This window comes from uncultured Methylobacterium sp., assembly GCF_964251405.1.
GTDB lineage: Bacteria > Pseudomonadota > Alphaproteobacteria > Rhizobiales > Beijerinckiaceae > Methylobacterium.
On the sequence record NZ_CAXUJR010000094.1, the window covers coordinates 4038 to 13557 of the forward strand.

The following is a 9520-nucleotide window of genomic DNA, read 5'->3' on the forward strand; positions in this document are numbered from 1 at the left end:
CCGATCCGACCGTGATCGAGCGCATGAAGGCCTTCAGCGCCATCGTCGTGAGCTCGACCCCCGAGGCCCTCGCCGACCACGTCAAAGCCGAAATCGTCAAATGGGGTCCGGTGGTGAAGGAGGCCGGCGTCACGACCGAGTGACGCCGTCTGGCGGCGCGGGCGGCGATGGGCTGCCCGCGCCGCCCATAAAGGTGGCAGGAGCGAGGCTTGGCCTTGCGGGCGGCACCTTATAAGGATGGAGCCATAGGCAGGCTCTGACAGACCTGAACCGTTCCGCTCGAAGAGGCGGACGTAAGAGACGACGGGACCGGAGGAAATGTCATGAGCGAGCCCAGCGACGGCTCTGTCCGGGGACATGGCCCGGTGCGCGGGCCGCAGAGCCTCGCCGCCGGGCTCGGTTTGCTGGCGCTCGGCGCCTTCTCGATCTGGGCCGGCAGCGACCTTCCGCAGGGAACGCTCGGCGCGATGGGCCCCGGCCTGATGCCGCGCTGGCTCGGTATCGGCGTCGCGGCCTGCGGCGTCGCCCTGACGGCGGCGGGCTTCCTGAAGCGGGGCGAACCGCTGCCGCCGGTGGCCTGGCGCGGGATCTTCGTCGTCGTGATCGCGATCCTGGCCTTCGCGGTGACGATCCGTCCGGTGGCGATCGGCTCGTTCATGACTCCGGGCCTCGGCCTCATCGTCGCCGGCCCGCTTGCCATCATCATCGGCGGCTATGCCAGCCCCGAGGCGCGGCTCGGAGAACTCGTCGGCCTCGCACTCTTTCTCACGGCGGGCTGCATGCTGCTGTTCGGCGACCTCCTCAACCTGCCCATCCCGATGTTCCCCACCGTGGTGATCGAGGCGACCTCCGGCACGATCTCGACGCGCCTGCTCCTGCGCATTGCGGCGGGGGTGCTGATCCTCCTCGGCTTCGGCCTCGTGGCCCTGCTGCGCAGCGGCGCCCGGCGCGAGCCGGTCGACGTCGCCACCCATTCGCTGACGACCTGAAGCGCGATCATGACCGATCTCCTCGCCAATCTCGGCCTCGGCTTCACGGTCGCGCTGACGTTCCAGAACCTCGGGCTGTGCTTCCTCGGCTGCCTCGTCGGCACCCTCATCGGCGTGCTGCCGGGCGTCGGGCCCATCGCCACCATCGCGATGCTCCTGCCGATCACCTTCGGGCTCGACCCCGTCGGCGCGCTAATCATGCTCGCGGGCATCTATTACGGGGCGCAGTACGGCGGCTCGACCACCGCGATCCTCGTCAACATCCCCGGCGAGGCGACCTCCGTCATCACGACCCTGGACGGCCACCAGATGGCCCGCCAGGGTCGGGCCGGCATCGCGCTCGGCATCGCGGCGCTGGGCTCGTTCTTCGCCGGCACGGTGGCGACGCTGCTCATAGCGGCACTCGGCGCGCCGCTCACCGGCCTCGCGATGGTCTTCGGTCCGGCCGAATACTTCGGCCTGATGGTGATGGGCCTCGTCTTCGCGGTGGTGCTGGCGCGGGGCTCGGTCCTCAAGGCGGTGGCGATGATCCTGGTCGGCGTGCTGCTGGCTTCGGTCGGTACCGACCTCGAGACCGGTCAGGAGCGCATGACCTTCGGCCTCAATTTCCTTGCCGACGGAGTCGATTTTTCCGTGCTGGCCATGGGCTTGTTCGGCATTGCTGAGATCTTGCGCAACCTCGATCAGACCGAGACCCGCGACGTGGTCCGCCAGCAGATCGGTCGGCTGCTGCCGGGCCGCGCGGAATTGAAGCAGGCCGCACCCTCGGTGCTTCGCGGCACCGCCATCGGCTCGATCCTCGGCATCCTGCCCGGCAACGGCGCCGTGCTCGGCCCCTTCGCGTCCTACGCGCTCGAGAAGCGCATCGCCAAGGATCCGTCGCGGTTCGGCAACGGGGCGATCGAGGGCGTCGCCGGGCCCGAGAGCGCCAACAATGCCGGTGCGCAGACCTCGTTCATCCCGCTCCTGACGCTGGGCATCCCGCCCAATGCCGTGATGGCCCTGATGGTCGGCGCCATGACGATCCACGGCATCATCCCTGGGCCGGGGGTGATGACCAAGAGCCCCAACCTGTTCTGGGGCATGATCGCGTCGATGTGGATCGGCAACCTGATGCTGCTCGTCATCAACCTGCCCTTGGTCGGTCTGTGGGTGCGCCTGCTCAAGGTGCCCTACCGGCTGATGTTCCCGGCGATCCTGATGTTCTGCTCGATCGGCATCTACTCGATCAACGCCTTGCCCACCGACGTCATGTTCATCGCCTTCTTCGGCGTGTGCGGCTACGCGCTAATTAAGCTCGGCTTCGAACCGGCGCCGCTGCTTCTCGGCTTCGTGCTCGGCCGCCTCATGGAAGAGTACCTGCGTCGGTCTCTCACCCTGTCGCGCGGCGATCCCATGGTCTTCCTGGAGCGGCCCGTCACCGCCGTGCTGCTCCTGATCTCGGTGGTGATGCTCGCCGCGGCCCTGACGCCGAAGATGCGCAAGAGCCGGGACGAGGTCTTCACCGAAGCCTGACCCTGACGAAGCCTGATCCTACCCAAGAACGACGACATCGAAGGGATGACGCCATGACAGCCACGTTCACGCGCCGCGCGGTTTCCGCGCTCGGCCTCGCCGCCGCGACCCTCGGCCTCGCCGGCCCGGCCGGCGCCGAAACCTTCCCGCAGCGCCCGATCACCATGGTGGTGCCCTTCGCGGCGGGCGGGCCCACCGACATCGTGGCGCGCCTCGTGGCCGAGCAGATGTCGCGCTCCCTCGGACAGCAGGTCGTCATCGAGAACGTCTCGGGCGCCGGCGGCACCACCGGCATCACCCGCGCCTCGCAGGCCTCGCCCGACGGCTACACCATCATGATGGGCCACATGGGCACGCACGGCGCCGCCCCGGCACTGTTCAAGGGGCTGAAATACGACCCGGCCAAGAGCTTCGACCCGATCGGGCTGGCCGCCGGCACGCCGATCGTCATCGTCGCCAAGAAGGATTTCCCCGCGGCCGACCTCAAGGCCTTCGTCGAGGCCGTCAAGGCAGCGGGCCCCAAGGTCAACCAGGCCCATGCCGGCGTCGGCTCGGTCTCGCACTCGACCGGTGTGCTGTTCGACTCGATCACCGCGGCCAAGCCGACCCTGGTGGTCTATCGCGGCACGGGTCCGGCCCTGAACGACCTCATGGCCGGTCAGGTCGACTTCATGACCGACCAGATCGTCAACGTCGCCACGCAGATCACCGGCGGCACGATCAAGGCCTACGCCATCGCCACCCCCGAGCGTTCGCCGGCCCTGCCCGACGTGCCGACCACCAAGGAGGCCGGCCTGCCCGGCTACGAGGTCAGCGCCTGGAACGCTGTCTTCGCGCCCAAGGGCCTGCCCCAGGACGTTTCCAAGAAGCTGCAGGACTCGCTCGCCGTCGCCCTTGCGGATGCCGGCACCAGGAAGCGCATCCTCGAACTCGGCGGCACCGTGCCCACGGCGGCCGAGCAGGGTCCCAAGGCGCTCCAGACCCTCGTCGAGAGCGAGGTCGCCCGCTGGACCCCGGTGCTGCGCGCCGCCGTCGAGAGCGGCCAGTAGAACCTCAGCCGAACCTGCCGCTCGCTGCGATCGAAGCCGCAGCGAGCGGCCTCGCGTTTCGTTGCGAGACGGAGCGTTTTCGAAAGCCGCGCTCAGCCGGCATCGACGCAGACGAGGTCGCCCTGCAGGTCGGCCAGGTAGGATGTCAGCCGTTCGACGATGCCGGTATCGGCGCATTGAACCCAGAGCGGCGCCGGAAGCGCCTCGCGTTTCAGCGTGATCAGGAGCGCCTCCGCCATCAGGGCCGCGCTCCGCTCGGAGGACGCCGCCATGAGGCGGGTCCCCGCGGGGGTGCCGATGAGGATCGCGATGCTGACCATGCCTTGTCCGCCCTCGATGGCGCTCGATACCCTGCTATGGCTACGCCCCGCGCGATCACCCGGCAAGACGGTGGCCGTGGGGCGCGACTGCTGACCGCCCTCGCCGCGAGGAGGTATCCCATGCGTGTCATCGAGACGCCGGACGGTCGCTACATCGTGGTGCATGGCCGGCTCTGGCGCCGCCAGCGCCCGGACCTCGAATCCTGCCGTCGCGACCGCTTGGTCCGTGCGCTGATGGATGCCCGTCGTGCGGTCAGGGCCGGCAAGCGTGCCGGCGACGAGGCGATGATCGCGCGGGCGCGCGCCGAGGTGGATGCCGCCAAGCACGGGCTCGGCGAACGCGGTCCGGTCTGGTGGGACGATGGCGCCCCTGACCAGAACCGCCGCATGGTGAGGAACACGTCCTACGCCGCCTGGTATGCAGGCCTCTCGGACGAGGAGAAGGCCGGACAGGACCCTCGCTGACGCGACCCTTCCCCGATCGGCGTAAAAAAACCCCGCGGCCTCAAAGGGCCGCGGGGTTGGTCGCCACAGGAAAACCGGCGAAGGCCGTGAGGGTCGATTAGCGGCCGCCGCCACCGCCATTGGCGCTGCCGTTGGGCACGGCCTGCTCCGGCCGGCTCGCATTGCCGCCCGCCGCCGAATCCGTCGTGATGGTGTCGGCTCCGGTGGCGCCACGGGAGATCACGAGGCTGGGGTCGTTGCCCGTGGTGTTGGGCTGCTGCTGGATCACGGTGCCGGTTTCCATCGGGCCGCGCGAATCGAGCGCGCGCTGGGCGAAGGCCGGGGCGGCGAGCAGGCTGCCTGCCGCCGCAAGGGCGAGGATCGTCTTCATTCCGTATTCCTATCGGTTGTATCTGATGGGAAGAACGGAGCAGACATTCCGGTGTTCCCGAGGATGCCAGATGTGCCGCAGCCCCGGGTGCCGCCATCGGCACCCTTGGGTCCTGGCTATCGCGCTGAAGGAAGATCCGCGAGATCGACGGCATGCGACACGTCCGTGTCCGTTCGCGCACCGCGCACGGACCGCCGACACGAGTCCTCCGCGGCTGGGACGATCCCCCGATGCGCGGCAACATCACTTGCCCGGGAAGGACCGCTCCAGCACCTCGCGCACGGCTTGGTTCACGGGGATGCGGCGGGTCGCGCAGATCGCCACAATGCGCTGATGGAGATCGGCCGAGACCTCAACGACGAGCTTGCGGCGGATGGCGCGCCGGCGCTCCGGCTCGAGGCTGGACAGGTTCGCGCCGGGACTCGGCGGGACTTGGGGATGATGGCCCGGGATATCGGTCATGGTGGAGTCCTCCTTGGCCGCATCGTCGGCCGGAGGTGTTGAGAATCCGTGGTCGAGCGGCGTGAACGTCGCGAGCCCGATCGAGCGCCGCACCGAGCGGCGTGACAGGGTGCAGGCCAGGAACACGGCCCCGCCCCCGGCGGTTTTGTTCGATCTCTCAGGGAGATCGACATGACGGATCAGGCGCCAACCAAGCCCGGAGACGAAGCCCCGCCCGGAACCCCCGGAACCGGCGAGAACCTGTGCCGCCGATGCGGCGGATCGGGTGAGATCGAAGCCAATCCCTGCCCCGATTGCAAGGGGACCGGAAAGGTCGTTTCCGGGATCGGCGGCGGCTAGGGCACGCGGCGGAATCCGGTTTTCCGCAACATGCGCTCGCCGCGAAGTGGAGCATGCTGAGGGTTCGCTGAAAACAGCGGCGTGATCGCATGATCGGATCTAAAACAGCATCCGATCCGCGGGTCCGGTCCCGCGCCGGCCCGAAGAAAAGGTGCCGGCGTCTCGCGTCGCTGCCCTCACTCTCTTGCCCGCGGCCCGTCCGCCGGTCCGAACTGGGCCGCTGGCGCGTAGCACTTCCGAATGGCCTTTCGAATGGCTTCGCGGTCCGCCGGAGGAAGGCGCTTCAACCGCTCTTCCAACAGGTCCCGGCCTGCGATGGCATCGGGGTGACGTTCGATTTCGACCTCGGTCACCAAGACGGGCCTCCAGACAAGACGGGCCTCCGAAGGTGCGTCAGGCGCGCCTCCCCGCTAGGTAAGTCCTCCATCGCCGGGCAGCAACGACCGGGTGCGTGGGGCAAGCGACGCTGGACGACGATCAGGCATCGTCCGACGGGCGCTGCAGCCGTCCGATCGTCAGGTGGTCGATGCGCAGGCGATGGAGATGCGCGTCCCGGATCGCGACCCGGCGTACCGACAGGCGGCCGATCGAGAAAGCCCCGATCGCCACGGCTCCGAGAGCCAGGGCTCCGACGGCCCAAGCCCCGACCGCGATGGCCCCGATGGCGTGTGCGCCGGTGGCGACCGCCCCCCGTGCGTTGGCGGCCTTCGCGACCGCGGCATCGTCGGGTGATCGCGAAACGCCGTCTTCCGTGCGAGCAGGCCGCGTCGAGCTGGAACCGGTCATCGCGATCGTCCTTGCATCAGGCGCCTCGAGACCAGGCCGGCGAGACCCCGAACTGGCCTCGCGGCAGGGCTGCGGATGTCCCGTTCGATACGCCGGTCGACCCCGGGAGGGAAAGTCCCTCGGCCGGCTGTCTTTCCAAAGGCAATGGTGAGCGCGTCGGGGTTCGAACCCAAGCGCTGCAGACGAAAAGTCAGTGTGCCTGCTTAAAAAGACGACTGGTTCCAAGGACGAGCGTTTGCATCACGGCGTAGGATGACAGTCACATGCTGTCGGAGACGCCTTGAGAGTGATCGAGCCTCGACCGTTGAAGCCCCTACCCTGCTCCGATTCGCCGCGACGACATTCCGCGCGAGGCCGTTCCACAAGGCCGGGGTGTCCCGCGCCCCGTCACGGACAGGAAGGGCGCCAGCCACGCATCGAGCCCGTCGGTCTCGTCCCGATCCTGAAACACCGTCATCGCCCGAACCATCGTCGAGAGTCGGCGCGTCACGACAGATCGGATGCTCAGATTGGGTCGGGGTGTGATGTAATCATTCCAGTAAATCTAGAAATTGATTGAAACGATGACGATTACTGGTGAGTCATCCTGGTCTAGTCGACATGATGCTGAAGATGAGAAGGGGCGCGTAGATGCCGGCACTGGACCTTACCCGTCTCTCGCTCGACGCCGAGGCGATGCTCGTCGGGTTGCGCCGTTGGGTCGAGTGCGAGAGCCCGACCTTCGAGCCGCAGGCGGTCAACGCGATGATGGATCTCGCCGCCGCCGACCTCGTCGCCGCGGGCGCGGAGGTCGAGCGCGTGCCCGGACCAAACGGCCTCGGCGACTGCGTCAGGGCCTCGTTTCCGCATTCGCGCAAAGGGACACCCGGCATCCTGGTGATGGGGCACCTCGACACGGTCCATCCGCTCGGCACGCTCGAGACGCTGCCGTTCCGCCGCGAGGGGACCCGGGCCTACGGGCCGGGAATCCTGGACATGAAGGGCGGAACCTTCGCGGCAGTCGCGGCGATCGCGGCACTCAGGCGCGCGGGCATCGAGACGCCGCTGCCGATCAACGTGCTGCTGACCTCGGACGAGGAGATCGGCAGCCCTGGCTGCCGCCCGATCATCGAGGCCGAGGGTGCGAAGAACGCATACGTGCTGGTGCCCGAGCCCGCGCAGCTCGACGGCGGGGTCGTCACCGGGCGCTACGCGATCGCACGCTTCGATCTCGATACGACAGGCCGCTCCAGCCACGCAGGCGCCAACCTCAAGGAGGGACGGTCGGCGATCGCCGAGATGGCGCGCCGCATCGGCGAGATCGAGGCGATGACCGACGAGGACTGCACCTTCAGCGTCGGCGTCATCCATGGCGGACGCTGGGTGAACTGCGTCCCGCAATCGTGCAAGGCGGAGGTCCTGAGCATGGCCAAGCGCCAGCACGACCTCGACCGCGGCGTCGACCGTCTCCTGGCGCTGACGGATCTCGATGGTGAGGGTATCGGGTTCCGAGTGCGGCGCGGCGTGACCCGCCCCGTCTGGGAGCCGATGCCGGCCACCATGATGGTCTACGGGCTTGCCCGAGAGATCGCGCGCGAACTCGGCTTCGAGCTGACCCACGGTTCGGCCGGCGCCGGTTCCGACGCCAACTTCACCGGCGCGCTGGGAATCCCAACGCTCGACGGACTCGGCGTCCGCGGGGAGGGTTGGCATACGCTCCACGAGCATATCGAGGTCGACAGCCTCCCCCAGCGCGCGCAGCTGATGGCCGGATTAATGCTGCGGCTGTCGTGACCACGGAGCTTCGCGACAAAGGAGGGACGCCGAGCATGAAGGCCGACACCCCGCATTTCCTGATAGACCTGCACGAGCTTCGCCGGATCGGGAGCTTCAAGACCGGCGTGCATCGACCGACCTACTCGCCCGAGGACATGGAATCGCGCGAATGGCTGATGCGGCGCATGGAGGAGGTCGGGCTCGCGCCCGAGATGGATGGCGTCGGCAACGTGCTCGGCCGGCACAGGGAGTCCGGTCCGAAGCTGCTCGCCGGCAGCCACATCGAGAGCCAGAACGAGGCCGGATGGCTCGACGGCGCGCTCGGCGTGATGGGTGCGCTCGCTCTCGCTCGCGCCGGCTTGCCCGTCGATGTCGTCGCCTTCGCGGATGAGGAGGGCCACTTCGATTGCGGGTTCCTCGGAAGCCGCTCGGCGATCGGCGAACTCGGCGAGGAAGAGATCGACGCCGCGCGGGACCGCACCCGCGGAACGCCGCTGCGCGAGGCGCTTCAGGGCGCGGGCCTCTCCGGACGCCCTCGCATGCGGATCGAGCCCGGGCGCTACAAGGGCTTTCTCGAACTGCATATCGAGCAAGGCACCACCCTCGAGAATGCGGGCGAACGGGTGGGCGTCGTGACCGGCATCGTCGCGATCTGGCAGTATCGGCTGATTGTCGAAGGCCGGCAGGATCACGCCGGCGGAACCACCATGACGGAGCGCCGCGACGCCGGCTTGACCGCCGTGCGCCTGCTCGCGGCCATCGATCGGGAATTCCCGCGGCTCTGCGCCGAGCGCACCACCTGGACCACAGGGCGCATCGCGCTCGATCCCGGTGCGCCGAGCATCATCCCCGGCCGCGCCGAGGTGCTGTTCCAGTTCCGCGACGTGTCGTTCGCGGTGCTCGAACGCCTCGAGGCATGCCTCTTTGGGCTTGTGCAGGAGAGCAACCGCCGCGAGCGCTGCCCGACGCGGGTCGAGACGCTGAGGAAGCCGATGCCGGCCCTGTGCGATCCCGCGATGACGGAGGCGCTCGCCGCCGCTGCGGAGGCACTTGCGCCGGGCGCGTGGCGGCGGATGCCGAGCGGGGCCGGACACGACGCCCAGAACATGGCGACGATCATGCCGGCGGCCATGCTGTTCACGCCCTCGATCGGCGGGATCAGCCATCACTGGGCGGAGGATACCAAGGAGGACGACCTCGCGCTCGGCCTGGAGGTGATGCTGGCGGGCGCAGAGCGCTATCTCGCGCGGTAGAGCATTGTCGAGCGAAGCGGGTTCCGGTTCGCGTAAAGAAATGAGATACAACAATAACTTGGAGCCGTTTCCGTGATTCGGGGATCACGGAAACGGTTCTAGGCGACCTTCCCTCGCGCGGAGACGGCGATCTCGCCGACGATCCTCCCGCCTCGCACGGCAACCAGCCGGTCGACCATGTTGACCACGACGCAGACGTGGTTGGGGATGATCCGCA

The 9520-nt window shown here is 68.4% G+C and carries 10 protein-coding genes and 2 pseudogenes; 7 read left to right on the forward strand and 5 right to left on the reverse strand.

Annotated elements, in window-relative coordinates; translation table 11 throughout:
- The 4 genes and pseudogenes from ACFE7U_RS14925 to ACFE7U_RS14940 all read left to right on the forward strand — a co-directional run.
- Nucleotides 1–143, forward strand: a pseudogene (locus ACFE7U_RS14925) (tripartite tricarboxylate transporter substrate binding protein); the annotation flags it as partial.
- Nucleotides 144–323: 180 nt separating this feature from the next.
- The gene (locus tag ACFE7U_RS14930) at nucleotides 324–989 is read left to right on the forward strand and encodes a tripartite tricarboxylate transporter TctB family protein (RefSeq protein WP_375410510.1); all 666 of its coding nucleotides are present in this window, start codon (nucleotides 324–326) and stop codon (nucleotides 987–989) included.
- A gap of 9 nt (nucleotides 990–998) precedes the next feature.
- The gene (locus tag ACFE7U_RS14935) at nucleotides 999–2504 is read left to right on the forward strand and encodes a tripartite tricarboxylate transporter permease (protein ID WP_375410511.1); all 1506 of its coding nucleotides are present in this window, start codon (nucleotides 999–1001) and stop codon (nucleotides 2502–2504) included.
- Between the two features lie 53 nt (nucleotides 2505–2557).
- The gene (locus tag ACFE7U_RS14940; protein ID WP_375410512.1) at nucleotides 2558–3553 is read left to right on the forward strand and encodes a tripartite tricarboxylate transporter substrate-binding protein; all 996 of its coding nucleotides are present in this window, start codon (nucleotides 2558–2560) and stop codon (nucleotides 3551–3553) included.
- A gap of 92 nt (nucleotides 3554–3645) precedes the next feature.
- Here ACFE7U_RS14940 and ACFE7U_RS14945 read toward each other — a convergent pair whose 3' ends face one another.
- Nucleotides 3646–3873, reverse strand: coding sequence for a hypothetical protein (locus ACFE7U_RS14945; RefSeq protein WP_375410513.1), 228 nt, complete (start codon nucleotides 3871–3873; stop codon nucleotides 3646–3648).
- Nucleotides 3874–3993: 120 nt separating this feature from the next.
- Here ACFE7U_RS14945 and ACFE7U_RS14950 point away from each other — a divergent pair, with 120 nt between their 5' ends.
- Entirely contained in the window at nucleotides 3994–4338 is a 345-nt protein-coding gene (locus tag ACFE7U_RS14950) for a hypothetical protein (RefSeq protein ID WP_375410514.1), read from the forward strand.
- 97 nt (nucleotides 4339–4435) lie between these two features.
- Here the strand turns inward: ACFE7U_RS14950 and ACFE7U_RS14955 are convergent, their stop codons facing one another.
- The 3 genes from ACFE7U_RS14955 to ACFE7U_RS14965 form a co-directional block, all read right to left on the reverse strand.
- A complete protein-coding gene (locus tag ACFE7U_RS14955) occupies nucleotides 4436–4708 on the reverse strand; it encodes a hypothetical protein (RefSeq protein ID WP_375410515.1) in 273 nt (90 codons plus the stop codon).
- A 243-nt stretch (nucleotides 4709–4951) separates the two neighbouring features.
- Nucleotides 4952–5296 carry a hypothetical protein gene (locus ACFE7U_RS14960; protein ID WP_375410516.1) on the reverse strand — a complete coding sequence of 115 codons (345 nt, stop codon included), beginning with the start codon at nucleotides 5294–5296 and terminating at the stop codon, nucleotides 4952–4954.
- A gap of 690 nt (nucleotides 5297–5986) precedes the next feature.
- Nucleotides 5987–6295, reverse strand: a complete 309-nt coding sequence (locus ACFE7U_RS14965; protein ID WP_375410517.1) for a hypothetical protein — start codon at nucleotides 6293–6295, stop codon at nucleotides 5987–5989.
- Between the two features lie 639 nt (nucleotides 6296–6934).
- Between ACFE7U_RS14965 and ACFE7U_RS14970 the strand changes: the two genes are divergently transcribed.
- Both ACFE7U_RS14970 and ACFE7U_RS14975 read left to right on the forward strand, forming a co-directional pair.
- The gene (locus ACFE7U_RS14970; protein ID WP_375410520.1) at nucleotides 6935–8068 is read left to right on the forward strand and encodes a M20/M25/M40 family metallo-hydrolase; all 1134 of its coding nucleotides are present in this window, start codon (nucleotides 6935–6937) and stop codon (nucleotides 8066–8068) included.
- A gap of 35 nt (nucleotides 8069–8103) precedes the next feature.
- Nucleotides 8104–9303: a Zn-dependent hydrolase gene (locus ACFE7U_RS14975; RefSeq protein ID WP_375410518.1), complete on the forward strand. Its 1200-nt coding sequence runs from the start codon at nucleotides 8104–8106 to the stop codon at nucleotides 9301–9303.
- Between the two features lie 98 nt (nucleotides 9304–9401).
- Here ACFE7U_RS14975 and ACFE7U_RS14980 read toward each other — a convergent pair.
- A pseudogene (locus ACFE7U_RS14980) lies at nucleotides 9402–9520 on the reverse strand (D-TA family PLP-dependent enzyme); the annotation flags it as partial.